General features: G+C 70.9%; 25 protein-coding genes and 1 pseudogene. 19 read left to right on the forward strand and 7 right to left on the reverse strand.

The window, feature by feature from the left end; all coding sequences use genetic code 11:
* Positions 1-69: 69 nt before the first annotated feature.
* The 5 genes from AC07FK_RS28785 to AC07FK_RS28805 all read left to right on the forward strand — a co-directional run bounded on the left by AC07FK_RS28785 (position 70) and on the right by AC07FK_RS28805 (position 4,725).
* A complete protein-coding gene (locus AC07FK_RS28785) occupies positions 70-933 on the forward strand; it encodes a menaquinone biosynthetic enzyme MqnA/MqnD family protein (protein WP_479107879.1) in 864 nt (287 codons plus the stop codon).
* Positions 934-1,129: 196 nt separating this feature from the next.
* Positions 1,130-2,128, forward strand: coding sequence for a CDP-alcohol phosphatidyltransferase family protein (locus AC07FK_RS28790; RefSeq protein ID WP_479107880.1), 999 nt, complete (start codon positions 1,130-1,132; stop codon positions 2,126-2,128).
* A gap of 193 nt (positions 2,129-2,321) precedes the next feature.
* Positions 2,322-2,639, forward strand: a complete 318-nt coding sequence (locus AC07FK_RS28795; protein WP_479107881.1) for a hypothetical protein — start codon at positions 2,322-2,324, stop codon at positions 2,637-2,639.
* 171 nt (positions 2,640-2,810) lie between these two features.
* Positions 2,811-4,007 carry a cyclic dehypoxanthinyl futalosine synthase gene (gene mqnC / locus AC07FK_RS28800; RefSeq protein ID WP_479107882.1) on the forward strand — a complete coding sequence of 399 codons (1,197 nt, stop codon included), beginning with the start codon at positions 2,811-2,813 and terminating at the stop codon, positions 4,005-4,007.
* 64 nt (positions 4,008-4,071) lie between these two features.
* On the forward strand, positions 4,072-4,725 hold the full coding sequence (locus AC07FK_RS28805; protein ID WP_479107883.1) for a hypothetical protein: 654 nt from the start codon (positions 4,072-4,074) through the stop codon (positions 4,723-4,725).
* Between the two features lie 43 nt (positions 4,726-4,768).
* Here AC07FK_RS28805 and AC07FK_RS28810 read toward each other — a convergent pair whose 3' ends face one another.
* The 3 genes from AC07FK_RS28810 to AC07FK_RS28820 all read right to left on the reverse strand — a co-directional run bounded on the left by AC07FK_RS28810 (position 4,769) and on the right by AC07FK_RS28820 (position 6,749).
* The gene (locus tag AC07FK_RS28810) at positions 4,769-5,038 is read right to left on the reverse strand and encodes a LuxR C-terminal-related transcriptional regulator (RefSeq protein ID WP_479107884.1); all 270 of its coding nucleotides are present in this window, start codon (positions 5,036-5,038) and stop codon (positions 4,769-4,771) included.
* Positions 5,039-5,257: 219 nt separating this feature from the next.
* Positions 5,258-6,220, reverse strand: a complete 963-nt coding sequence (locus AC07FK_RS28815; RefSeq protein ID WP_479107885.1) for a hypothetical protein — start codon at positions 6,218-6,220, stop codon at positions 5,258-5,260.
* A gap of 115 nt (positions 6,221-6,335) precedes the next feature.
* On the reverse strand, positions 6,336-6,749 hold the full coding sequence (locus AC07FK_RS28820; RefSeq protein ID WP_479107886.1) for a peptidase inhibitor family I36 protein: 414 nt from the start codon (positions 6,747-6,749) through the stop codon (positions 6,336-6,338).
* A gap of 274 nt (positions 6,750-7,023) precedes the next feature.
* Between AC07FK_RS28820 and AC07FK_RS28825 the strand changes: the two genes are divergently transcribed.
* From AC07FK_RS28825 to AC07FK_RS28860, 8 genes are all read left to right on the forward strand, one after another.
* Positions 7,024-7,563: a hypothetical protein gene (locus AC07FK_RS28825; RefSeq protein ID WP_479107887.1), complete on the forward strand. Its 540-nt coding sequence runs from the start codon at positions 7,024-7,026 to the stop codon at positions 7,561-7,563.
* A gap of 26 nt (positions 7,564-7,589) precedes the next feature.
* The gene (locus AC07FK_RS28830) at positions 7,590-9,134 is read left to right on the forward strand and encodes a peptidoglycan-binding protein (RefSeq protein ID WP_479107888.1); all 1,545 of its coding nucleotides are present in this window, start codon (positions 7,590-7,592) and stop codon (positions 9,132-9,134) included.
* Positions 9,131-9,820: an ABC transporter ATP-binding protein gene (locus tag AC07FK_RS28835; RefSeq protein WP_479107890.1), complete on the forward strand. Its 690-nt coding sequence runs from the start codon at positions 9,131-9,133 to the stop codon at positions 9,818-9,820. Before AC07FK_RS28830 ends, AC07FK_RS28835 begins: the two co-directional genes overlap by 4 nt.
* The gene (locus tag AC07FK_RS28840) at positions 9,817-11,067 is read left to right on the forward strand and encodes an ABC transporter permease (protein ID WP_479107891.1); all 1,251 of its coding nucleotides are present in this window, start codon (positions 9,817-9,819) and stop codon (positions 11,065-11,067) included. The genes AC07FK_RS28835 and AC07FK_RS28840 overlap by 4 nt, the downstream gene beginning before the upstream one ends.
* A gap of 121 nt (positions 11,068-11,188) precedes the next feature.
* Positions 11,189-11,884 carry a demethylmenaquinone methyltransferase gene (locus AC07FK_RS28845; protein ID WP_479107892.1) on the forward strand — a complete coding sequence of 232 codons (696 nt, stop codon included), beginning with the start codon at positions 11,189-11,191 and terminating at the stop codon, positions 11,882-11,884.
* Between the two features lie 8 nt (positions 11,885-11,892).
* Positions 11,893-12,804, forward strand: a complete 912-nt coding sequence (locus AC07FK_RS28850; RefSeq protein ID WP_479107893.1) for a glutaminase — start codon at positions 11,893-11,895, stop codon at positions 12,802-12,804.
* An 85-nt stretch (positions 12,805-12,889) separates the two neighbouring features.
* Positions 12,890-13,858 carry a zinc-ribbon domain-containing protein gene (locus tag AC07FK_RS28855; protein ID WP_479107894.1) on the forward strand — a complete coding sequence of 323 codons (969 nt, stop codon included), beginning with the start codon at positions 12,890-12,892 and terminating at the stop codon, positions 13,856-13,858.
* Between the two features lie 153 nt (positions 13,859-14,011).
* Positions 14,012-15,295, forward strand: coding sequence for a geranylgeranyl reductase family protein (locus tag AC07FK_RS28860; protein ID WP_479107895.1), 1,284 nt, complete (start codon positions 14,012-14,014; stop codon positions 15,293-15,295).
* Positions 15,296-15,310: 15 nt separating this feature from the next.
* On the opposite strand, the gene AC07FK_RS28865 is transcribed toward AC07FK_RS28860, so the two are convergent.
* Positions 15,311-15,526 (reverse strand): DUF397 domain-containing protein, encoded by a 216-nt coding sequence (locus tag AC07FK_RS28865; protein WP_479107896.1) that lies wholly within the window; start codon positions 15,524-15,526, stop codon positions 15,311-15,313.
* Entirely contained in the window at positions 15,523-16,365 is an 843-nt protein-coding gene (locus AC07FK_RS28870; RefSeq protein ID WP_479107897.1) for a helix-turn-helix domain-containing protein, read from the reverse strand. Before AC07FK_RS28870 ends, AC07FK_RS28865 begins: the two co-directional genes overlap by 4 nt.
* Before the next feature lie 346 nt (positions 16,366-16,711).
* Here AC07FK_RS28870 and AC07FK_RS28875 point away from each other — a divergent pair, with 346 nt between their 5' ends.
* Positions 16,712-17,584 (forward strand): hypothetical protein, encoded by an 873-nt coding sequence (locus AC07FK_RS28875; protein WP_479107898.1) that lies wholly within the window; start codon positions 16,712-16,714, stop codon positions 17,582-17,584.
* Positions 17,585-17,587: 3 nt separating this feature from the next.
* Here the strand turns inward: AC07FK_RS28875 and AC07FK_RS28880 are convergent, their stop codons facing one another.
* On the reverse strand, positions 17,588-18,967 hold the full coding sequence (locus AC07FK_RS28880) for a serine hydrolase domain-containing protein (protein WP_479107899.1): 1,380 nt from the start codon (positions 18,965-18,967) through the stop codon (positions 17,588-17,590).
* A 432-nt stretch (positions 18,968-19,399) separates the two neighbouring features.
* On the opposite strand from AC07FK_RS28880, the pseudogene AC07FK_RS28885 reads away from it, so the two are divergent.
* Positions 19,400-19,743 (forward strand): annotated as a pseudogene (locus AC07FK_RS28885) (imine reductase family protein).
* 88 nt (positions 19,744-19,831) lie between these two features.
* On the opposite strand, the gene AC07FK_RS28890 reads toward AC07FK_RS28885, so the two are convergent.
* Positions 19,832-20,677 carry a C40 family peptidase gene (locus AC07FK_RS28890; RefSeq protein WP_479107900.1) on the reverse strand — a complete coding sequence of 282 codons (846 nt, stop codon included), beginning with the start codon at positions 20,675-20,677 and terminating at the stop codon, positions 19,832-19,834.
* A gap of 713 nt (positions 20,678-21,390) precedes the next feature.
* Between AC07FK_RS28890 and AC07FK_RS28895 the strand changes: the two genes are divergently transcribed.
* Genes AC07FK_RS28895 through AC07FK_RS28910 form a run of 4 tightly spaced genes read left to right on the forward strand, consistent with a single transcriptional unit; the run spans position 21,391 to position 24,376 of the window.
* Entirely contained in the window at positions 21,391-21,750 is a 360-nt protein-coding gene (locus AC07FK_RS28895; protein ID WP_003967084.1) for an NADH-quinone oxidoreductase subunit A, read from the forward strand.
* A gap of 18 nt (positions 21,751-21,768) precedes the next feature.
* Positions 21,769-22,323, forward strand: coding sequence for a NuoB/complex I 20 kDa subunit family protein (locus AC07FK_RS28900; protein WP_069927526.1), 555 nt, complete (start codon positions 21,769-21,771; stop codon positions 22,321-22,323).
* The gene (locus AC07FK_RS28905; protein ID WP_479107901.1) at positions 22,320-23,054 is read left to right on the forward strand and encodes an NADH-quinone oxidoreductase subunit C; all 735 of its coding nucleotides are present in this window, start codon (positions 22,320-22,322) and stop codon (positions 23,052-23,054) included. The genes AC07FK_RS28900 and AC07FK_RS28905 overlap by 4 nt, the downstream gene beginning before the upstream one ends.
* Positions 23,051-24,376, forward strand: coding sequence for an NADH-quinone oxidoreductase subunit D (locus AC07FK_RS28910; RefSeq protein WP_479107902.1), 1,326 nt, complete (start codon positions 23,051-23,053; stop codon positions 24,374-24,376). Before AC07FK_RS28905 ends, AC07FK_RS28910 begins: the two co-directional genes overlap by 4 nt.
* Positions 24,377-24,390: the final 14 nt, after the last annotated feature.

Genomic DNA, 24,390 nt, shown 5'->3' on the forward strand with positions numbered 1-24,390 from the left:
CCCGGTGACCGGCGCCCCTTCGGCCGCCCCGCCGTCGAGCCGGGCCACCGGCGGGTCTAGCCTCACGATGTGGACAATTCAACTGCTGTCGACCACCGTCGCAGCCGGCCACGTGTCGGCCACATCCAGTTCCTGAACTGCCTGCCCCTTTACTGGGGGCTGGCCCGTACCGGAGCGCTTCTCGACTTCGAGCTGTCGAAGGACACCCCTGAGCGACTGAGCGAGCAACTCGTACGCGGTGATCTCGACATCGCCCCCGTCACCCTCGTCGAATTCCTGCGCAACGCCGACGATCTCGTCGCCTTTCCCGATCTCGCGGTCGGCTGCGACGGGCCCGTCATGTCCTGCGTCATCGTGTCCCAGGTCCCGCTGGACCGGCTCGACCGGGCGCGCGTCGCGCTCGGTTCGACCTCGCGCACGTCGGTGCGCCTGGCGCAGCTGCTGCTCGCCGAGCAGTACGGCGTACGGCCCGACTACTACACGTGCCCGCCCGACCTGGGCGTGATGATGCAGGAGGCGGACGCGGCCGTGCTGATCGGCGACGCGGCGCTGCGGGCCGCGCTGCACGACGCGCCGCGCCTCGGCCTCCAGGTGCACGACCTGGGGCAGATGTGGAAGGAGTGGACGGGGCTGCCGTTCGTCTTCGCGGTGTGGGCGGCGCGCAAGGACTACCTCGCGCGGGAGCCGGGCGTCGTGAAGAAGGTGCACGAGGCGTTCCTGACGTCGCGCGACCTGTCCCTGGAAGAGGTCGCCAAGGTCGCCGAGCAGGCCGCGCGCTGGGAGGTCTTCGACGCGCAGCTGCTGGAGCGCTACTTCACGACCCTGGACTTCCGCTTCGGCCCCGACCAGCTGGCCGGCGTACGGGAGTTCGCGCGCCGGACCGGTCCGACGACCGGCTATCCGGCCGATGTCACCGTGGAACTGCTCGGCTGACCACCTGGGCCGCATGATCCGCGGCACCCGGCGCCGCGGCGTTCCCCGCCTGCGGTTCCGGGTCTGGGAATGCCGTCGACTCGGGTGATCAAGAAGACCGTTACCCCAGAGTAAAGGTTGTATGGCGCGCGTCTGGTTTCTTTGCTGAACAGCCTCTTAACGTCGGGCGAACACTCAGACGCCAGGAAAGTTGATCATGCTCCGAGAAATGCCGGCCCTCGCCGAGGTGCGCCGTACCACTGAGAAGAAGCGCGACGCCTGGTGGACCGTATTGCTCGTGGACCCGGTCGCCACCCCGCTGGTCCGCTGGACCGCGATGTGGACCCGGATCACCCCGAATCAGATCACCTGGGTCGCGCTTCTCCTCGGCCTCGGCGCGGCGGGCTGCTTCGCGGCGGGAAGCTGGGGCTGGCTGCTGGTCGGCGCCGCGCTGTACCACGTGAGCTTCATCCTCGACTGCATGGACGGCAAGCTCGCCCGGCTCACCGGCACCGGCTCGGTGTTCGGCGCCTGGCTGGACTACGTCTTCGACCGGATACGGGTCCTGGCCTGCGCCGTGGCGCTGATGGGCGGCCAGTTCACCCGGACCGGCGAGATCATCTTCCTGTGGCTGGCGCTCGCCGTCGTCTTCCTCGACATGCTGCGCTACGTCGACGCGCTGCAGATCTTCAAGATCCGTCACGGGATGCGCAAGCAGATCAAGACCCGGGTGCGCGCGGCCCGCAAGGCTGAGAACCAGCGGGAACTCGCCTTCATGGAGGACATGCTGCGCGACAACCCCGAGGCGGACATCGAACACGAGCAGACCACGGCGGAGGAGCAGGCCTCCGCGGAGGCCGCCGCCGAGGAGGCCGCCGAGGCTGCCGCGGATGCCTCCGCGCAGGGATTCGCGGCCCCGGTGACGCCGCGGAAGCCGACGGTCGTCGACCTGCACCAGGAGTTCCGTCACCGCTTCCCCTGGTACGCCCGATTCCGGACCTTCCTGCTGCGACGCCGCATCCGTACGCACCTGGTCAGCGGCATCGAGTTCCAGATGGCCGTGTTCATCGTCGCCCCGGCGGTCGATGCGGTGGCGCCCGTGACGATCGGTGCGGGCGTGCTGCTGCTGGTCTTCGAACTGGCCATCATCTACAAGCTCCTGCTGTCGACCCGGGACTTCACCCGCACGTTGCAGTCCTTCGAGCAGACGGCCTGATCCGAGGGGCCCCGCCGGGAGCGGGGCCCCGCCCGTACCGGGGCCCCGGGACGGGCGGGCGGAAGCGGGCACGCGGGAGTGAAGCGGGCCGGCCGGCGGGCGGATGGGCTGACGCGGACGCTTCTCAAGATCGCGTAGGATGGGGTTACCAGCTGGTAATGACCTCATTTCGAACCAGACCAGGGGGAAGCTCATGCTTCGACGCATTTCCACGCTCGCTGTGACCGCAGCGGTGGCCGGAGGCGTTCTCTTCACCGCTCTGCCCGCCCAGGCCGCCCCGGCCGCCGGCCAGCAGAGCGTGACCGCGATGGCCGCCCGCGGCTCCATCACGGTCGACATCCGGCAGCTGCAGCAGCAGTCCCGGGACCTGAAGGACAAGGCCGCGCAGCTGGACCGCCTCGGCGCCCACGCGGAGGCCAAGCGCTGCCGCGCCCAGGCCGCGGCGATCGACAAGAGGGTCAAGCAGCTCCTCGACGCCGAGAACGGCGTCTCGCGCCCCTTCGGCCGCTGACCCGCGGCGCGCGCGGCGCGTCCGCGCGCGCGACGCGGTGAGGTTTCGCCACCCGTCACCCGCCCCGAACGCGTCGGGGCGGGCGGCGGGACGCCCACCGCCCGCAGGGCCTGCCGGGGGCTGGCGTAGGCTGGACCGGTCCGTCCACACCCTGCCGAAAGGGACACCCCGGTGACTGAGAAGGCCGACCTCACAGCCGTCCTCGACCGCGCCGCTGAGGGTGGGCGGATCACCCCGCAAGAGGCGCTCGACCTGTACCGCCACGCGCCGCTGCACGCGCTGGGCCAGGCGGCCGACGCCGTGCGCCGCCGTCGCTACGCCGGCACCGAGCACATCGCGACGTACATCATCGAGCGCAACATCAACTACACGAACTCGTGCGTCACCGCGTGCAAGTTCTGCGCCTTCTACGCCGCGCCCAAGAGCGACAAGGTGTGGACCCGCGACCTCGACGACATCCTGCGCCGCTGCGCCGAGACCGTCGAACTCGGCGGTACGCAGATCATGTTCCAGGGCGGCCACCACCCGGACTACGGCGTCGAGTACTACGAGGAGCACTTCGCCGCGATCAAGGCGGCGTACCCGCAGCTCGTCATCCACTCCCTCGGCGCCTCCGAGGTCGAGCACATGGCCCGCATCTCCGGCGTGAGCGCCGAGGACGCGATCCGCCGCATCCACGCCGCCGGCCTCGACTCCTTCGCCGGCGCCGGCGCGGAGCTGCTGCCCGAGCGGCCGCGCAAGGCCATCGCGCCGCTCAAGGAGTCCGGCGAGCGCTGGCTGGAGATCATGGAGCTCGCACACCGCCTGGGCGTCGAGTCGACCTCCACGATGCTCATGGGCACCGGCGAGACCAACGCCGAGCGCATCGAGCACCTGCGGATGATCCGCGACGTACAGGACCGGACGGGCGGCTTCCGCGCGTTCATCCCGTACACCTACCAGCCGCAGAACAACGCGCTGAAGGGCCGGACCCAGGCCACGCTCTTCGAGTACCTGCGCCTGATCGCCGTCGCGCGCCTCTTCCTCGACAACGTCGCGCACATCCAGGGCTCCTGGCTGACGGTCGGCAAAGAGGTCGGCCAGCTGTCGCTGCACTACGGCGCGGACGACCTCGGGTCGATCATGCTGGAGGAGAACGTCGTGTCGTCGGCGGGCGCCAGGCACCGGTCGAACCGGATGGAGATCATCGATCTCATCCGCAAGTCGGGGCGCGTGCCCGCGCAGCGCACGACGACGTACGAGCACATCGTCGTGCACGACGACCCGGCGAACGACCCGGTCGACGACCACGTGGTGTCCCACCTGTCGTCCACGGCCATCGAGGGCGGCACCGCGCACCCCGAGCTGAAGATCCTCAGCACCAGCTGACCCGACGCCGACCCGAGACGGACCGACGCGGCGTGCACGCCGACCCGACTGGCACGGAGCCGCCTTGCTGACGATTCACGCCGCCGATCTGGTCGTCCCCGTCGCCGGGGAGCCGATCGTCCTCGGCGCGGTCGCCGTCGACGGCACGGCGGTCGTCGCGCTCGGACCGTACGAGGAGGTGGCCGCCGCCCGTCCGGCGGCCCGCGTCCGCCGGTGGCCCGGGGTGCTCACGCCGGGGCTGCGCAACGACGGCGGCGGCTTCCTGCTGGAGCACGCCTACTTCCCGGAGGATCCGGCCGAGTCCGACGCACTCGGACCCGGTCCCCTCACCGGTGACGCCCTGGCCGCGCTGCGCATGACCGAGGCCCGCTGGGGCAACAGCGCCCGCCGCTGCACCCAGAAGCTGCTCGCGCACGGCGTGGTGGCGGTCGCCGGCCCGCTCGTGCTCCCGGCGGTCCGTCAGGCGGTACGCCGCGCCGGGCTCGCGGTCGTGGGTCCGGTACGGCCGCAGGAGCCGCCGGCGGACGCCGGTGCGGGCCTCGACCCGCTGGCCGGCGGCGCCCCGCTCGCCGCCGTGGCCGCGTCTCCGCTCACCGTCGGCTCCCGCGCCGACCTCGCGGTCTTCGACGTACCGGACGAGACGGCGCTGCGGGCGCGCGGAGCCGGCACCTGCGTGGCGACGGTTCTGGGCGGCCGTCTGGTGCACCGACGCCGCTGAACCGCCGGGCACACAGGAACCGCCTCCTTTTCCGAAGTGCCCTTCAGCGCACTCCGGCATCGAAAAGGTTGAAATTGGAAGCAGGATGCTTCTGGTAATTCGCGAAAGCCTGAGCGCAGGGAGCGCAGAGTGCCGGAAGGCCCCTGTGGTGCAGGGCGGACAGGAGGCACAGCCGCAGCCTCGTGAGACCGTCCAGCTTCGCTCGGATATTGGCGACGTGAAACTTCACCGTCCGTGTGGTGATGCTCAGGAGCGCCGCTATTTCCTCATTGGAAGGTGCGCAGTGCAGGGCGGCGAAGACCTGCTCCTCCATGGGTGTGAGGTGGCGCAGAGGAGTGGGTGCGAGGAGTGTCACCGATGGGTGCTCGCACGGGATGCCAGGCCTTCGGCCTGCGCAGACAACACATTGAACCGTCATGGTCCCCCCCGGGGCATTGGCTCAGAACAGCGGGGAAATCTAACACGGGGGGGTTATTCTCCGGATGTGAGTCCGCTATCTGGGCGGTTCCGGAAGGTGTTTTCCAGTTACTCGTCAGGAACTTAGTGAAGCAGCGAGCTTGAGCCGGTCTTTGAGCTGCTGCTTGGCCAGGTTCAGTGTTTCGGCGTGCTTGTCGATCTGCCTGTTCTGATAGGCGGACTGGACCGCGAAGTAGACGCCGACGAGATTTACCTTTTCCTTGCAGGCGACGTCCGCCTTGGCCGCGGTGATGGCGGCGGGAGAGGAGAGCGCGTCGTCCGCGATCCCCAGATCCTCTCTGGCGTCCATCGGGTCGGCGGCCGTATGTCCCCGCTTCGCCATGCAGGCCGACCAGCGCTTGTTGACGGCCTTCACCCGGGAGTCCTCGCGGGCCTTGGACTCGGCCTCGGACTTGAGGTTGAAGACGTACAGCGCGTCCACGGCGTTCGGCTCGGGAGCGTACAGCTTGAGGAACGCCTCACGTCCGCAGCCGCCGACGGGCACGGCCTTGCCGTTCACCTTCTGCTCGCCGCCGCCCTCCTTCTCGGCCTCCGCCTGGCTCATCGGCATGTCGGCCGGCGTCAGACCGGGCCCGCCGTGCAGCGCGAGCTCCTCCGTCGCGGTGAGAGGGTTCGCGGCCTTGGCCGGTGGTTCGGCCTCACCGGGGGAGCCGTAGCCGTACCGGGCCGCCTCCCTCGGGTCCACCAACCCGAAGATCCGCGCGTTCGGGTCGGTCGCCGCCTTCGAGACCGGCCGCGGCGGGGGGCTGTACGAGAAGCCGTAGCGTTCCATGCAACGGGTGACCAGCGCGCCCTGTCCCTGCTCGACCGCGTCCCTTTCCTGCTGGGTGGCTTCGTAGGCGTCCAGGGGGAACTCGAGGCCCACGGTCGCCGTCATCGTGGGAACGGACTTCACCTCCGGCTCGGACGTGTCGTCGTCCTGCCCCGCGTCGGCGGCGGAACAGGCGGAGAGGAGCAGAGCGGCGACGACCACACCCATCGAACGGTGGAGGTGGCGCGAGCCGGGGAACGGAAGCATACGGATCCTTCGGGCGGCCGGGTTGTAGGATGCGGCAGCCGCTGTTCTGCCCGGCGCTTACGGGCAGAACAGCGGCTGCTTTCACTGGCGGGGCCGTGCGTCACGACCGGTGCCGTCAGAGCGTGTAGTACGCCGAAGAGATCTCGTTCTTGAACGTCGCGGACGCGTTGCCGTAGTAGTCGGACGGCAGCGAGCCGCGGACTCCGCCCCGGTTGGCGTCGGTGTAGACGTACCAGGTCATCGAGTCGCGGTTCCAGTACGAGGCGGTGTTGTCGTTCGCGGACTGCCCCGAGCCTGCGCAGCTGCCGACGAAGACGTCGCCGTAGAAGTTGGCGTCGGAGGTGTAGAGGTCGAACGTGCAGCCCTGGTAGTCGGAGTTGTAGTACAGGCCGAGCTCGCCGACCTCCACGCTGCCGTTCTTGTGGGTGGCGGCCGAGGCCGTGCCGGCCGTCGCGAGGGTCAGGCCGGTGGCGGCGGTGGCGGCCAGGGCGATGCCGGCGAGGCGCCGCGTAACGGTGGACCGAGACATGCAACTTCTCCTTGAGTCTTGTTGATTCGCCTGCGTTCTCGCAGGTGAGGCATGAGCCTTGGCAATTCAATGAGGCGTGCGCAGGGGTGTCTACTGTCCCCGGAGACAGTTGTTCGGGGCCCGCACGCTGGGTAGCGTCGGCGGCCTGAGTCGTGCTTGCGCGCCGTCAGAAGACCGCGCCCACACGTTCGTTGGCCGCCTGGTCGGCCGCTCCGCCGATGCCGGGGACGCCCGCCGCCTCCCCCTGCCACTGCCCCTCCACCGGGAGTCCCGTATGCGCTGTGTCCCTGCCGTCACCCGAACCGCCGCGGCGCTGCTGCTGTTGTCCCTGACCGCCGTCGGCTGCTCGGACGGCGCAGGGGACAGGGCCTCCGACTCTGCGGGACCGAAGGCCGATTCCCCGGCGGGCGGCGCGTCGCGGGCCGTGGTGAGCGACGAGACACGGGCGTACTTCGACTGCCTGGAGGACAACGGTCTGACCCTGGAGACGACCGACGCGGGAGAGCCGCGTGTGGCGAAGGGCGTCGTCGGCGACGGGGACACGGTGGCGGCGGAGAAGAAGTGCGTGGGCCTCCGACCGGCGCCGGACGCCGCCGCCGTGCCGAAGGGGCAGCTGGCGAAGGCCCGCGCTCTGAGCGCGTGCATCAGGGAGAAGGGCTTCGAGGACTACCCGGACCCCGACGCGAACGGCAACGTCCGGCTCGGCGCCGAGCTGGCCGCGTCGCTCAAGGCCGACCCCGCCTTTCCGAAGGCCGAGCGGGAGTGCGAGCCCGACTCGGCGGGCGGCACGGACGACACCGTCGTCGGCGGCTGACGCGGCCGGGTGCGGGAAGGCTTGCGATGAGCGGGAACAGCGGGACGAACACGGACGACCGGGACGGCGGGCTGCGCAGGCGGCGTCGCTGGGTGGTCGCCGTCGCCGTGGGCGCGGCGGTGCTCGCCACCGCCGGCGTTGGGGCCTCCATGGTGATCAAGTCGCCGGCGCAGGCGGCGGCGGAGGCCGAGGCGCCCCGGGAGGACGTGCTCACGGCGACCGTGGAGCACCGGGTGCTGGTCTCCTCGGTGATCACTCGCGGTGAGGTCAAGGCGCGGCAGTCGGTGAACATCGCCCCGCAGGTGTCCGGCGGCGGCGAGGGCGCGGCCGGAGCGGTGATCACGAAAGTGGCCGTCAAGGCCCAGGACGTTCTCGAGAACGGCCAGGTGCTGATGGAGGTCTCGGGCCGCCCCGTGTTCGTACTGAAGGGCAAGCTCCCCGTCTACCGGGACCTGCGCCCCGGCACCACGGGCGACGACGTCAGGCAGCTGCAGAGCGCCCTGCGCGGCCTCGGGCACGGGACCGGCTCGGACCCCGGCGGCGTCTTCGGCGCGGGAACCAAGTCGGCGCTGAGCGCCTTCTACGCCTCGGCCGGTTACGACCCCGTGCCCGCCCAGGACGACGACGGCGAGGCGCTGAAGGCCGCCGCCGACACGGTGAAGTCCGCCGAACGCGCCCTGGAGGACGCCGAGGACGCACGCGACGCGGCGCGAAGCGGTACGGAAGGCGACGCCCGAGGCGGTACGGAAGGCGACGACCAGGGCGCTGCGGAGAACGACGCGGCCGGTGACACGGCCGGCGACGCGCAGGGCCGGCCCGCGGGCGGCGCCGGCGCGGACGCGGGTGTCGCGGAGTCGCAGAAGTCCGTGGACCGCGCGAGGGAGGACCTGAGAGAGGCCAGGTCCGCGTACGCCGAGGCGCGCGCCGCGTCGGGCGCGATGCTCCCGGCCGGTGAGGCGGTCTTCCTGGAGAGCTTCCCGGCCCGGGTGAACGCGGTGCAGGGGACTGTGGGCAGCAAGGTGACGGGGACCGTCATGACCGTGTCGGCGGGCCGGCTGGCCGTGCAGGCGTACGTTCCCGAGTACCAGAAGGGGCTGCTGCGCGCCGGCCAGAAGGTGACCCTCTACTCGGAGCTCAGCGGCGTCTCGGCCGGCGCCAGGGTCGCCTCGGTCGCCGAGACGCAGACGGTGCCGGGACAGAGCGGCGGCGGCACGGGCGACTCCGGTGGCCGGACCAGCGGTGACAGCGGCGGCGGCGCGGCCGCCGGCGAGTCCGGCTATCTGGTGCGGATCACCCCGGACAAGGCGCTCGACACACAACTGACCGGCGAGGACGTCCGGTTGACCATCGAGGCCGCCTCCACCGGCGGCAAGGCCCTCGTCGTCCCGGTCACCGCGATCACGTCCGGCGCCGACGGCAGGACGGTGGTGACCGTGGTCAGCGGCTCCGGCCGCCAGGAGCGCGTCACGGTGCGGCCGGGGACGAGCGGAGACGGTTTCGTGGCGGTCGTGCCGGCGCGCGAGGGTGCGCTGGCGGCCGGCGACACGGTGGTCACGGGGGTGCGGAAGTGACGCCGCCCGTCATCGAGTTCAGGCAGGTGGCCCTGACGTATCCCGGGCCGCCGCCGGTCGCCGCCTTCCGGCCCTGCGACCTGACCATCGAACGGGGCGAGTTCGTCACCGTGGTCGGTCCGTCCGGATCGGGCAAGTCGACGTTCCTGAACATCGCCGGTCTGCTCGACGCACCCACCTCGGGGACGTACCTCCTCGACGGTCTGGACACCGGCGCGATGAGGGACACCGACCGCACCGCGCTGCGCGGGCGCCGCATCGGCTTCGTCTTCCAGTCCTTCCACCTGCTGCCGCACCGCAGTGCGCTGGAGAACGTCACTCTGGCCATGGTCTACAACGGTGTCCCCCGCAAGGAGCGGCGCCTGCGGGCGAGGGAAGCGCTGGACCGGGTCGGACTCGGCCATCGCGTCCAGACGCTGCCCACCCGGCTCTCCGGCGGTGAGCGCCAGCGCGTGGCGATCGCGCGGGCGCTGGTGGCCAGGCCCTCGCTGCTGTTGTGCGACGAGCCGACCGGCAATCTCGACACGGCCAACGCGCAGTCGGTGCTCGAACTGCTGGCGCGGCTGCACGCCGACGGGATGACCGTGCTGGTGATCACTCATGACCCGGAGGTGGCGGAGCGCGGCGCGCGTACGGTCGCCATCCGGGACGGTGTGCTGCGCGAGCGGGACGGGGCGGCGGCATGATCCGCCGCCCGACGCTCCGGCGGCGTACCCGGCCGGTGGAGCCCTCGGTCTTCCCCGCACGTGATCTGCTGGCCGAAGCGCTCGCCGGAATGCTGCAACGCCCCGCCCGGTCCGCCCTGACCGCGCTGGGCACGGTCCTGGGCGTGGGGACGTTCGTGGCCATCCTGGGGCTGACCGCGACGGCCTCCTCGCAGATCGACGCCCGCTTCAACTCCCTCACGGCCACCGAGGTGTCCGTCGAGGACGTGGCCTCCGAACAGAGCGAGTACGCCGGTCTCGCCTTTCCCCCGGACGCCGACGCCCGGGTGGAGAAGCTGAACGGGGTCCGCAGCGCCGGGGTGTACTGGCCGGTGCGGCTGGACGCCGCCACCACCGTGCGCTCGGCCCCGGTGGGCGGCGCGGGCGGGGGCGGGCGGGCCGAGGTGGTGGCCGCTTCCCCCGGCGTACTCGAAGCGGCCGAACCCACCCTCGCCCAGGGGAAGCTCTACGACGACCGCATGTCCGAGAAGGGCGAGTACGTCGCCGTCATCGGCTCCGGCGTCGCCTCCCGGCTCGGCATCACCACACTGGAGACGAGGCCCGCGGTCTTCGTCGGCGATCAGCCCTTCACGGTCACCGGCATCATCGAGGACACCGAACGCAAGGCCGACCTCCTCCTCTCGGTGGTCGTCCCGCGCACGACGGCCGAGAAGGTGTGGGGCCCGCCCGAGGGCAGTGGCGCGATGATGCTGATCTCGACCGAACTGGGCGCCGCCCGGCAGATCGCCGAGCTGGCCCCGACGGCCCTGCGGCCCGACCATCCCGAGTACCTCAAGGCCGTACCGCCGCCGGACCCCAAGACGCTGCGCTCGGGCGTGAGCGGCGACCTCGGTCAGCTGTTCCTGCTCCTCGCGGCGATCTGCCTGGTCATCGGCGCGGTGGGCATCGCCAACACCACCCTGGTCGCGGTCCTGGAACGCACCGGTGAGATCGGCCTGCGCCGTGCGCTCGGTGCACGGGGCAGGCACATCACCGCGCAGTTCCTCGCGGAGTCCGGAACCCTGGGAGCGCTGGGCGGCCTGATCGGCACCTCACTGGGTGTGCTCACGGTCGTCGGCGTGGCCCTGGCCCGCGAGTGGACCCCCGTGGTGCACCCCGCCGCGGTGGCGGCGGCGCCCGTGATCGGCCTGGTCACCGGCGTAGTGGCGGGGCTGTACCCCGCGTGGAGGGCCTCACGCATCCAGCCGGCCGAGGCGCTGCGCCGCTGATCGCACGGCCGCCCCGCCGGTGACCGCGCCGGGGCGGCGCGCCGCCGGCCGCGGGCCCGCCGCGGACACGGTGGGCGGGCCCGCTCCGACGTCGGTGGGCGGGCCCGGCACAATGGGCGGCGTGACCCGCGCATCCCTGAACAAGAAGCCCGCCGAAGTCGCCTCGATGTTCGACGAAGTGGCGGAACGCTACGACCTCACCAACGACGTGCTCTCCCTCGGACAGGACCGGATCTGGCGCAGGGAGGTCGCCAGGGCGGTGGGCGCGCGCCCGGCGCAGAAGATCCTCGACCTGGCCGCCGGCACCGCCACCTCCTCGCAGCCCTTCGCGGAGGCCGGTGCGTACGTCGTGCCCTGCGACTTCTCGATCGGCATGCTGCGGGTCGGCAAGCGGCGTCACCCGTGGATGCCCTTCACCGCGGGCGACGGGACGAAACTGCCGTTCAAGGACGACACCTTCGACGCCGTCACCATCTCCTTCGGCCTGCGCAACATCCAGGACACCGACGCCGCGCTGCGCGAGCTGTACCGGGTGACCCGGCCCGGCGGACGCGTGGTCATCTGCGAGTTCTCACACCCGACGTGGACGCCCTTCCGCACCCTCTACATGGAGTACCTGATGCGCGCGCTGCCGCCGGTGGCGACGGCCGTGTCGTCGAACCCGGAGGCGTACGTCTACCTCGCCGAGTCCATCCGCGAGTGGCCCGACCAGGCGGCGCTCGCCTCGCGGCTGCAGAAGGCGGGCTGGTCGAAGGTCGCCTGGCGCAACCTGACGGGCGGCGTCGTCGCGCTGCACCGCGGCACCAAGCCGCAGTAGAAGCCCCCGTGGACTACCAGTCGGTCCTGGAGCGGATCGCGCGGGACGTGGAGCCGCTGGTCGGCAGCGGCAGGCCCGCCGAGTACATCCCGGCGCTCGCCTCCGTCGACCCGCGCCGGTTCGGCATGGCCCTCGCCGACGTCGACGGCAAGGTGTACGGAGTCGGGGACTGGCAGCGCCCCTTCTCCACCCAGTCGATCACCAAGGTCTTCACGCTGGCCCTGGTCCTGGCCGCGGGCGGCGACGACCTGTGGGGGCACGTGGGCCGCGAGCCGTCGGGCAACCCCTTCAACTCCCTCGTGCAGCTGGAGTACGAGAACGGCATCCCGCGCAATCCCTTCATCAACGCCGGCGCGCTCGTCGTGACGGACCGCCTCCAGACCCTGACGGGCGACGCCAGTTCCGAACTGCTGGAATTCCTCCGTCAGGAGTCCGGCAACCCCGGCCTGGCCTTCGACCCGGAGGTGGCGGAGTCGGAGTCCGCCCACGGCGACCGCAACGCGGCCCTGGCGCACTTCATGGCGTCGTACGGCAACATCACCAACCCCGTGCCCACCCTCCTCGACCACTATTTCTGGCAGTGCGCGATCGAGATGAGCTGCGCGGACCTCGCCCTCGCGGCCCGCTTCCTGGCCCGCCACGGGCTGCGCGCGGACGGCTCACGGCTGCTGACGCGCAGCGAGGCGAAGCAGGTCAACGCGGTGATGCTGACCTGCGGGACGTACGACGCGGCCGGTGAGTTCGCCCACCGGGTGGGACTTCCCGGCAAGAGCGGCGTGGGCGGCGGAATCGTCGCGGTGGTGCCGGGGCGGTGCACGCTGTGCGTGTGGAGCCCCGGCCTCGACGAGCGCGGCAACTCGGTGGCGGGCGTCACGGCCCTGGACCGCTTCACCACGCTGACGGGCCTGTCGGTCTTCTAGGCGGGGCGTCCGGCCGTCCGCCTCCCGCAACCCCCGCTTGCCGGAAGCCGGTTGACGCGCCTCGCTGGCCGGGCAAGATAGGCCCATGCCGCTGCACTGCCCGCACTGCGGGTCCGAGGTCTTTGACGACGCCCGCTACTGCATGAGGTGCGGCCGCGAACGACCGCAGCCGCAGTACGCCCCACCTGTGCCCCTGGAGGCCATGGAGACGGCGACGGCCTCGCCCGCCGGCCCGCCCCCGCCGCACCACACGCCCCCGCCCGTGCCCCTGCCCGCGCCGCCCGCCACCCGGCCACGCCGCAGCCCCGCCTTCGTCTGGACGGTGACGCTCGCCGCCGCCTTCGTCATCGGCGGCGGCGCGACCGCCGGGGTGGTGCTGCTCGGAGACGGGGGCGAAGGCGGAGGCGGGACCCAGGCGCGGGACGACAAGCCGTTCGTGGTCACGAGCCCGGCCGGATCGGCGTCGCCCGCCCCGACGGCGCCCGGCCCCACGTCCTCGCCCGGGGCCGGACCGGCGACGGACTCCGCGGCGCCGGACCAGGAGCGGTCGCAGACCCCCGACGGCCCGCAGAGCCCGCGCAGCCGCGAAATCCCGCAGCCGCCCGACGCCCCCGAGGGCTACCGCACGGTGACCGACCCCGCCGGCTTCTCCCTCGCCGTGCCCGAGGTCTGGTCCCGTACGAGCGCCGACTCCGGCCAGATCACGTACGCCGGCTCGACCGGCATGGAGCACCTCCTCGTCGGCGTCGTCCACAACCCCCCGTACGCCTCCTCGTACGACAACTTCCTCACCATCGAGAAGAAGGCCAGGGCCAACCAGAAGGACTTCCGCCGCCTGCGTCTCGAACGGAACACCTTCCAGGGCCGGCCGGGCGCGATCTGGGAGTACACGTTCACGGACAAGCAGACGGGCGAGACCCTGCACGCCATCGACCAGGGCTACATCGCGTCGAACGGCACCGACTACTCGATCTACACCAAGGGCAGGGACCGGGACTGGGAGCACTCCCGGGAGATCTTCGACGCCGCGCTGGCCGGCTGGACGCTCGGCTGACCCCGGCCGCACCGGCGGCGCGCGGCCCCGGCGGCGCGCCCGCGCGCGGACTCCGCGCGCACCCTTCCTCAGGCCGCGCGGCGTCCGGCAATAGACTGCCCCTGACCTGTGCCCCCACGGCACGCGACGCCGAGTCTTACGGGAGATCCCGCCGTGACCGAGCCCCTCTCCGAGCACACCGCAGATGTGATCGTCGTCGGGGCCGGACCCGCCGGCTCCACCACCGCCTACTACCTGGCCAAGGCCGGGCTCGACGTCCTGCTGTTGGAGAAGACCGCGTTCCCGCGCGAGAAGGTCTGCGGCGACGGCCTGACGCCCCGCGCCACCAAGCAGCTCGTCTCCATGGGCATCGACATCTCCGAAGAGGCGGGCTGGCTGCGCAACAAGGGCCTGCGCATCATCGGCGGCGGCGTCCGCCTCCAGCTCGACTGGCCGGAGCTGGCCTCGTTCCCCGACTACGGCCTCGTCCGCAAGCGCGACGACTTCGACGAGCAGCTCGCCCGCCAGGCCCAGAAGGCCGGCGCCCGCCTGTACGAGCGCTGCAACGTGGGCGAGCCGGTCGTCGACCCGCGTACGGGCCGGATCACCGGCGTCAACGCGAAGCTCGGCGAGGAGAAGACCCCGGTCACCTTCCACGCCCCGCTGGTCGTCGCGGCCGACGGCAACTCCACCCGCCTGTCGCTGGCCATGGGCCTGCACCGCCGCGAGGACCGCCCGATGGGCGTGGCCGTACGCACGTACTTCACCTCCCCGCGCCACGACGACGACTACCTGGAGTCCTGGCTGGAGCTGTGGGACCGCCGCGGTCCGCAGGACCGCCTCCTCCCCGGCTACGGCTGGATCTTCGGCATGGGCGACGGCACGTCGAACGTCGGCCTCGGCATCCTGAACTCCTCCAAGGCGTTCAAGGAGCTGGACTGGCGCGAGGTGCTGAAGGCGTGGTGCGCGTCCATGCCGGAGGACTGGGGCTACACCCCGGAGAACATGACGATGCCGATCCGCGGCGCGGCGCTCCCGATGGCCTTCAACCGCCAGCCGCACTACACCAAGGGCCTGCTGCTGGTCGGCGACGCGGGCGGCATGGTCAACCCGTTCAACGGCGAGGGCATCGCGTACGCCATGGAGTCGGGCCAGATCGCCGCCGACGTCATCGTCCAGGCCCACGCCCGCGCGACCCCCGCCCAGCGCGAGCTGGCGCTGCAGTCGTACCCGAAGGTCCTCAAGGAGACGTACGGCGGCTACTACACGATGGGCCGCGCCTTCGTGAAGCTCATCGGCAACCCGAAGGTCATGAAGCTCGCCACCCAGCGCGGCCTGACGCACCCGGTGCTGATGAAGTTCACGCTGAAGATGCTGGCCAACCTGACCGACCCGACCGGCGGCGACGCGATGGACCGCATCATCAACGGCCTGGCGAAGGTCGCCCCGAACTCCTGACCCGGCAGTGTGCGTTCAGCCGCGGGGCAGCCGGTCGTCCTTCACGGCGGTGACGAAGGACGACCACGCGTTCGCGCCGAAGGTGAGCGCGGGACCGCCGGGGATCTTGCTGTCCCGCACCGGCATGACACCGGGCAGGTTGTCGGCCACTTCGACGCAGCTCCCGCCCTCGGCGTTGCTGTGGGAAGACGTGCGCCACGTCGCCGTGCTCAGGTCATGCGCGTTGCTCATGGTGCGAAGTCCTCCGCCGCCGATTCGATCAGGGCCAGGGACGCCTCGGGTGACAGCGCGGCGGCCCGGATCAGATCGTATGACCGCTGGTACTTGGCGACCAGCGGCGGCATGTCGACCAGTTGACCGGAGTGCTGCCCCTCCGAGTAGGCGACGGGTGGTGCGTCGTCGAACGTCATGACCGCGAACATGCCGCTGCTCGCCGCGTGCGCCCCGGCGGAGAAGGGCAGCACCTGAACCAGGATGCGTCCGCGCCGGACCAGTGCGGCGATGTGTGAGAGCTCGCGGGCCATGACCTCCGGGCCCCCCACCGGGATGCGGAGCACGGTTTCGTGGAGCACGACCCACAGCACGGGCCTTGTGGGGCCGTCCAGCAGGGCGGCCCGCGCCGCCCGCGCTCGTGCCCACGTGTCCATGTCGTGGTCGAGGACCAGTGGCGCAGTGGGAGCCATGAGCGCGCGTACGTACTCCTCCGTCTGAAGCAGCCCCGGGACAAGCGTCGGTGCGTACTCGCTGATCGTGATGGCGTCCGCTTCCAACGTGGCGGCATCGGCGAAGTAGGCCGGGTGCGGACTGCTGTCGATCAGCTCCTTGCACATGCGGGCCAGGAGCCCGTCCGTTCCCAGCTCGCTGTCGATGCGCCGGGCGAGGTCGAGCTGGGGTTTGCGGACCGCCGCCTCGATCAGGCCGATGTACGCCCCCGAGACGTACACCCGGTCCCCGAGCTGCTGCTGGGTGAGCGAAACCGCTTCCCGCCGCCGCCTGAGCTCGGAGCCGAAGAACGGCCATCCGACCTTGCCCTGCGCGAAACTCAGACTCTTGTTGGGCTTGTTCACCATGGAACTCCCCTGCGTCGCCACACCGTTGATGCCCGCTGTCCCCCCCGCCCATCGTATGTGCGGAGCGCGACGAGCGGACACGGAACGTGACAGGGCGGGTGAGCGGCGCTTGAGCTTCGGGGGCCGAGGTTCGAGACGCTTTTGCTAGGAATGGGGGGTGGGGATCCTTCCCACCCACCCCGCTTCCGGTGCGCCAACTCGCGCCCGCAGCAGCGGTGATGACGTTTTGTGATCAGGTCGCCACGCAGAGCCCCGACGGTGTAGCGTGCGGCACGACGAAACGACCCCCATGCGGTGGTGGAACACCGCACAGGGGTCTGACCAACAAGATCGTGGAGCCGATCTCATGGCTGTTCAGCAGCTTAGCCCCGCCCTGCACGCGCCCGCCCACCCGATGGCCAAGCCCGGGTTCGGAAAGCGGTCCGCGCCCGACCAGGAGCCGCGCCGCGCCGGGGATTTCGCACATCTGCCCAAGAGGGAAGCCGCGATCGCCGGTTACATCGACCGGCTGCCCGAAGGCGCGGACATCTCCATCAAGGCGCTGGCCAGGGAGCTGGAGGGCTACGGCCAGTGCGCCGTCGGCACGGTTCTGCGGCGGCTCTCCGAGGCCGGGCACCTGCGGCGGGTGCGCCGGGACGTGCAGGACGCCGAGGGGGCGCGGTGGGTGTACCGGACCTTCTTCACGCGTACCGCCCGCCCCGACGCCTGGTGGGCCGCCTTCCTCGGGGGCGACGTCCCGCAGTCGGGGACGGCCGCCCCCGCGTCCGGACAGGAGCCGGAGGCGCGCGGTTACGACGCGCTCGCCCGGCTGGTGCACCAGCACCCCCGGCTCGCCCTGTCCGCGCTGGAGTGCGAGACGCTGGCCGGGCTGGCGGGGGACTGGTTCCGGCGCGGGGCGACCGAGGGGCAGCTCATGACGGCCGTCGCGACGATGCTGCCGGACCCCGTCCGCCACCCGTTCGGTTTCGTACAGAACCGGCTGATCAGCCGTATGCCGCCCGCGCTCCCGGCCCCCGGCCGGGACGGGTCCGTCATGGAGTGCACCGACTGCCACGTCCCCGGTACGCCGGACGCGCTGCCGGGCGGCCTGTGCCGCGTCTGCCGCTGCGAGCCGTACGAGCACCCGGACGACGGCCGCCTGCCGGCCGACCTCGTGCGCGGCAGGGCGGCCCGCCTGCGGGCCACCGTCCGTACGCACAAGCTCAGGCCGGGGCGCTGACGCTCAGCGCGGCAGCCCGTGGGGGGCCGGGGAGCTGAGCGGGGACAGCGGACCGGGCGCGGCCCGGCGCAGGGCGGCCGAGGGTGCGGCCGGGACGCCGCCGAGTGCTCCGCCGACGTACTGGAACAGCGCGTCGCCTATCGGATCCGGCTTCGGCCGGCCGTCGTCCTCGTACCGCTGGTACTTCATCAGGTTGTAGCCGACGGCGACCTGCCTGCGGCCGTCCTCGGTGGACAGCGCCCAGGTCCCGGCGCCGAAGACGCCGCCGTCGTGGCCCCAGTACCAGCGGCCGTCGGGCATGCGCAGGGTGTAGATGCCCAGGCCGTAGCGCATCGCGGCCTCCTCGCCCGGCTCCGCGTCGTAGGCGGGGACGGTGGTCTTCATGGCGCGCAGTCCGGCGGGGCCGAGGAGCTTGCCGCCGAGGAGCCGGCGGTAGAAGTCGTTGAGGTCCCGCGTCGTCGACACCATCGCTCCCGCCGTACCGGCCCAGGACATGTCGTAGACGCTGAAGTCGCGGGCGGGCTCTATGAGGCCGAACATCGACTCGTACATCTTGGCGTGCGGCCCGGACAGGCGGGGCGACGCGGGGAAGTACGTGTGCCGCAGCCCGGCCTTACGGATGACGTTGCGGGTGATGTACGTTTCCGCGTCCTGGCCCGTGACCTTCTCCAGCAGCAGCCCGGCGAGGACGTAGTTGGTGTTGGCGTACGCGTGCTTCCCGCGCTCGGCGACCGGCGGCGCGGCGAGCCCGAGGCGGGCGAGGTGCTCGGGGTCCAGGCGGCGGAAGCGGTTGGCCTCCAGGACCTCGCCGGGGTCCTCCACGACGCCGGGGAAGGCCGGGAGCATGTAGTCGGCTATTCCGCTGGTGTGGTTGAGCAGCATGCGCACGGTCACCTGGCGACCGCGTTCGCCCGGCACCAGCTCGGGCAGGTAGCGCCCGATCGGCGCGTCCAGACCGAGGCGTCCCTTCTGGACCTGCTGGAGGACGGCCACGGCGGTGAAGGTCTTGGTGATGCTGCCGATCCGGTGCTCGAAGCCGGGCCGCATCCGGCGCCCGGTGTCCACGTCGGCAAGTCCCGTCGCGCCGTTCCACTGCTCGGAACCGTCACGGACCGACGAGAACGCCCCGTACATACCGGCCCGGTGGATCGCCGCGAGGGAGTCGCGGAGGGCCGCCCGGTCGAGGCGATGGCCGGCCGCGCCCGGGGGCCCGGCGGACGACCGGCCGGGCACGGCGGCCACGGGGCCGGCGGCCACGGGTACGGCGGCCGCCTGTGCCGGTAGGACGCCGGCCGCGAGCGACAGTACGGCTGCCGAGGCCGCGGCGGCCAGACGGGCTCTCCGGCGCTCCGGTCGACGGGCGTTGGGTCGGGCCGGGCTCATGGTCACTCCCGTGGGTCGACTCGCGCACCGGACGCACGCGGTGTCACCATCCTCGGCACCCGGCCGCGTTGTTCCCTCAGCCCCGAGGACGATCCCGTGCACAGGAACCCATGACATTTGTCAGGCGTGGGCGACGCCCGGGACCGGGGTGGACGGCGCGCGGGAGGCCAGGACTGTACTGGACGGCGCGCGGGAGCCCGCGACCGGTCCGGCGGCGAAGGCGCGCCGGTAGTCGCTGGGGGGAGACCCCGAAGTGGCGCGGTCATGTCGACGCCGCCGGGCGTGGGGAGCCCGGAGAGCATGTTCCTCTTCAGCGGCTCACCGGCCGCCTCCGCCGCCCACCGGGAGACGCTGGCCGCCCTGGGCGACCCGGTCGACCTCGGCGAGGACGCCGGAGTCGCCTCGCTCTACGACGTGGCACTGCTCGACATCATGTGGGCCACGCTGAGCGGCTGGCTGCACGCCAGGCCCTGACGGGAGCCGACGGCGTGGCAGCGACCGCCTTCACCCCGGTCGCGGTCCGCTGGCTGAGCGGCGCGGTGACCGGCTTCACGGAGACGTACGCCGGGCAGGTGGACGCCGGCCACTATCCGGGCGACGACGCCACGCTCGACGTGCACCGCGCGGCCGTCGCGCACCTCGTCCACGCGGGGAGGGACCGGGGCGTCGACGGGACGCTGCCCGAACTGTCGCAGGCACTGATCGAGCGGGCGGTCGGCGGGGGCCACGGCGGCGACAGCTGCGCGCGCCTGGTCGAGCTGTTCCGCAAGGGGTGAATGCCGGCGGTCGCCGGACGAACGCACGACGGAGGGCCGTCGTTCCCGGGCGTGGGAACGACGGCCCTCCGTCGTACGGAAAGAAGTCTCAGAGCACCCGGACCGCACCGGTCGCGGGGTAGCCCGAAAGGTCCTGGATGACGACGCCCTTGCTCGGGTTGGCGGCGTCGAGGTACTGGCCGTCGCCGATGTAGACGCCCACGTGGTACGCCGATCCGGCGCTGCCCCAGTAAAGGATGTCGCCGACCTGGAGGTTGGACGTGCCGACCTGGGTTCCGGCCACCGACTGGTCCTGCGAGACGCGCGGCAGGTCGACGCCCACCGTCCGGTACGCGGCCTGGACGAGGCTGGAGCAGTCCCAGGCGTTGGGGCCGGAGGCGCCCATGACGTACGCGTCGCCGAGCTGCGCCTTGAGGAAGGCGACGACGGTCGCGGCGTTGCCCGTGCCGGTGGAGACCGAGGAACCGGTGGAGGCGGAGGTGTTGGTGGAGGCGGACGCGCTGAGCGTCGTGCGCTCCGTGGAACGGGAGGCGCGCTCTTCGGCGGCGGCCTTCTCGGCCGCTTCCTCAGCGGCCTTCTTCTTGGCGGCCTCTTCGGCCTTGCGCTCGGCCTCGGCCTTGCGCTCCGCTTCCGCCTTTTCCTTCTTGGCGGTCTTCGCGGCCTTGGCGGCGGCGGCGTCCTGCTGGGCCTGGAGGTCGTAGGCGTGCGCGACCTGCTGGGTGGTCTCGGCGGAGACCGCGACGGTGTTCGCCAGGTCCGCGGTGATGGTGGGCATTTCGATGGTGGCGGTCACCGGCTCGGCATGCGCCGGCCCGGCAGCACCGGCCACACCGAGGGTGCTGAGGACGCCACCGGCAACTCCGGCACGCAGTGCGACCTTGGAGGCGCTACGACGGGGTTTCCGGTGGCTGGGTATGTGAGCGGTGAGGGACATGGGACAACCGCTATCAGGCGTTCGCGGTTCCCTTCAAGAAACGTGGGCTGCGCCACAGTTGTGCCTCTGCGGCCCGAATCCGCCCTCCGCCGGGCTTTATTGACGCCGTAACGGACAATACGGGCACTCGTGATCATGCCTGTGATCATGGGTTTTCCGCATTACGCCCCAATTGCCCGCCGCTTACCATCCGTTCACACAGTTGGCCAAGCCCGCTTGTACGGGACCGGTGTCCAAGTGGTGCAGGTCACAGATCGGCAACCCTTCGCGGCTCCCGGACGCTCGTGAACGCGCTCACGCGTCCACATCGGTCCGCGGAGCTCCCCCGGAGTGATGAGGCGGCATTCCCTTATCACCGGTGGGCGGTCCAGTGCGAATTTGCCTGTACGGGCCATCGCTTGATAGCGCACACCCCACGCGACCAGCGGTAACACCATCACTTGTCACGTCTGGTAGCCACTCGTGCACTTCGCGTATGAAGATCACCGCTCACCCGTGTTGATGATCGTTCGTCGGGTGGTGGAGATCACAAAGACGTTGTCGCGACCCGTGTCGCAGATCACAGACCGGCAGGCATAAGATGCGAAGCAGCCGGGCTTGTGAACTGCCTCACATATACGTGATCTTCGCGTCGCGAAGGCCGTGGAGGCCGTGTGAAACGCAGGTCCGGGGTGCGGTCCAACGGTCAAGGACGACTGGAAGGAGCGAGGAGCGTGAATGCCTACGCGCCCATCCTCGTGCTCGGCGCCCTCGGGGCAGGGTTTGCGATCTTCTCCGTGGTCATGGCCACGCTTATCGGCCCAAAGCGCTACAACCGGGCAAAGCTTGAAGCGTACGAGTGCGGCATCGAGCCGACACCCACACCCGCCGGTGGCGGCCGCTTCCCCATCAAGTACTACCTGACGGCGATGCTCTTCATCGTCTTCGACATCGAGATCGTCTTCCTCTATCCCTGGGCCGTCTCCTTCGACGCCCTGGGGATCTTCGGGCTCGTCGAGATGCTGCTCTTCGTGCTCACCGTCTTCGTTGCCTACGCGTACGTATGGCGGCGCGGCGGCCTGGAATGGGACTGAGGGGCTGAGGGGTCACCAATGGGACTCGAAGAGAAGCTGCCCAGCGGCTTTCTGCTGACCACCGTCGAACAGGCCGCGGGCTGGGTGCGGAAGTCCTCCGTCTTCCCCGCGACCTTCGGCCTCGCCTGCTGTGCCATCGAGATGATGACCACGGGCGCCGGCCGGTACGACCTCGCCCGCTTCGGCATGGAGGTCTTCCGCGGCTCCCCGCGGCAGGCCGACCTCATGATCGTCGCGGGCCGGGTCAGCCAGAAGATGGCGCCGGTGCTGAGGCAGGTCTACGACCAGATGCCGAACCCCAAGTGGGTCATCTCCATGGGCGTGTGCGCCTCTTCAGGCGGAATGTTCAATAACTACGCAATTGTGCAGGGTGTTGATCATATTGTTCCTGTTGACATTTATTTGCCGGGTTGCCCGCCCCGTCCCGAAATGCTGATCGACGCGATTCTGAAGCTCCACCACAAGATTCAGAACTCCAAGCTCGGCGTGAACCAGGAAGAAGCGGCCCGCGAGGCGGAGGAGGCGGCCCTCAAGGCGCTCCCCACCATCGAGATGAAGGGGCTGCTCCGGTGAGCGACGTCAACGAGCCGAACCCCGACAAGGACCTCAGCGCGCAGAACCTCCCCGGCCAGCGCGGTGATCACGGGGAGGAGATCCGCGTCCAGCGCGGCATGTTCGGTGCGCGCAACGGCGGCGACACCACCGGCTACGGCGGCCTCGTCCGCTCCGTACGCCTGCCCGGACCGGCCGCCCGCCCCTACGGCGGCTGGTTCGACGAGGTCGCCGACGAGCTCGAAGGCGCCCTGGAGGAGCAGGACCTCCTCCCGGAGAACGCGATCGAGAAGACCGTCGTCGACCGCGGCGAGCTGACGTTCCACATCGCCCGCGAGCACCTGGTGCGGGTGGCGCGGACGCTGCGCGACGACCCGGCCCTGCGCTTCGAGCTGTGCACGGGCGTCAGCGGCGTCCACTACCCGGAGGACCGGGGCCGAGAGCTGCACGCGGTCTACCACCTGCGCTCGCTCACCCACGGCCGGCTCATCCGGCTCGAAGTGAGCGCCCCGGACAGCGACCCGCACGTCCCGTCGCTGGTCGCGGTCTACCCGACCAACGACTGGCACGAGCGCGAGACGTACGACTTCTTCGGCCTCGTCTTCGACGGGCACCCCGCCCTCACCCGGATCATGATGCCGGACGACTGGCAGGGCTTCCCGCAGCGCAAGGACTACCCCCTCGGCGGCATCCCCGTCGAGTACAAGGGCGCCCAGATTCCCGCTCCGGACCAGCGGAGGTCGTACTCGTGACCACTCCACCCGCGTCAGCGCGCGAGACCACCGAAGGTCCCGTCTACACCGTCACCGGCGGCGACTGGGACGAGGTCGTCCAGGCGGCGACCAAGGCCGACGACGAGCGCATCGTCGTCAACATGGGTCCCCAGCACCCGTCGACGCACGGCGTGCTCCGGCTCATCCTCGAGATCGACGGCGAGACGGTCACCGAGGCCCGCTGCGGCATCGGCTACCTGCACACCGGCATCGAGAAGAACACCGAGTTCCGGAACTGGACGCAGGGCACCACCTTCGTCACGCGCATGGACTACCTGACGCCGTTCTTCAACGAGACGGCGTACTGCCTGGGCGTCGAGAAGCTGCTCGGCATCGAGGAGCAGATCCCGGACCGGGCGAGCATCATCCGCGTGATGCTGATGGAGCTCAACCGGCTCTCCTCGCACCTGGTGTGCATCGCCACCGGCGGCATGGAGCTCGGCGCCACCACGATCATGATCTACGGATTCCGAGATCGTGAACTCATTCTCGACGCCTTCGAGCTGATCACCGGCCTGCGCATGAACCACGCGTTCATCCGCCCCGGCGGCCTCGCCCAGGACCTGCCCCCGGGCGCGATGGACCAGCTCCGCGAGCTCGTGAAGACCATGAAGAAGAACCTGCCGGAGTACGACAAGCTCGCCACCGGCAATCCGATCTTCAAGGCGCGCATGCAGGACGTCGGCTACCTCGACCTCACCGGCTGCATGGCGCTCGGCGCGACCGGACCGGTCCTGCGCTCGGCGGGCCTGCCGCACGACGTGCGCAAGAGCGACCCCTACTGCGGTTACGACACGTACGACTTCGACGTCGCGACCGCCGACACCTGCGACTCCTACGGCCGCTTCCTCATCCGGCTCGAAGAGATGCGGCAGTCGCTGCGCATCGTCGAGCAGTGCCTGGACCGGCTGAGGGAGCCCGGCCCGGTGATGGTCGCCGACAAGAAGATCGCCTGGCCCGCGCAGCTCGCGCTCGGACCCGACGGCCTCGGCAACTCGCTCGACCACATCAAGAAGATCATGGGCACCTCCATGGAGGCCCTGATCCACCACTTCAAGCTGGTGACCGAGGGCTTCCGGGTCCCTGCCGGACAGGCGTACGTCACCGTCGAGTCGCCCCGGGGCGAACTGGGCGTGCACGTCGTCTCAGACGGCGGCACCCGCCCCTACCGGGTCCACTTCCGCGACCCGTCCTTCACCAACCTCCAGGCCATGGCGGCGATGTGCGAGGGCGGCCAGGTCGCCGACGTCATCGTCGCCGTCGCGTCCATCGACCCCGTGATGGGAGGCGTCGACCGGTGACCGCCACACCAGCG

Source organism: Streptomyces sp. NPDC046122, from assembly GCF_056429965.1.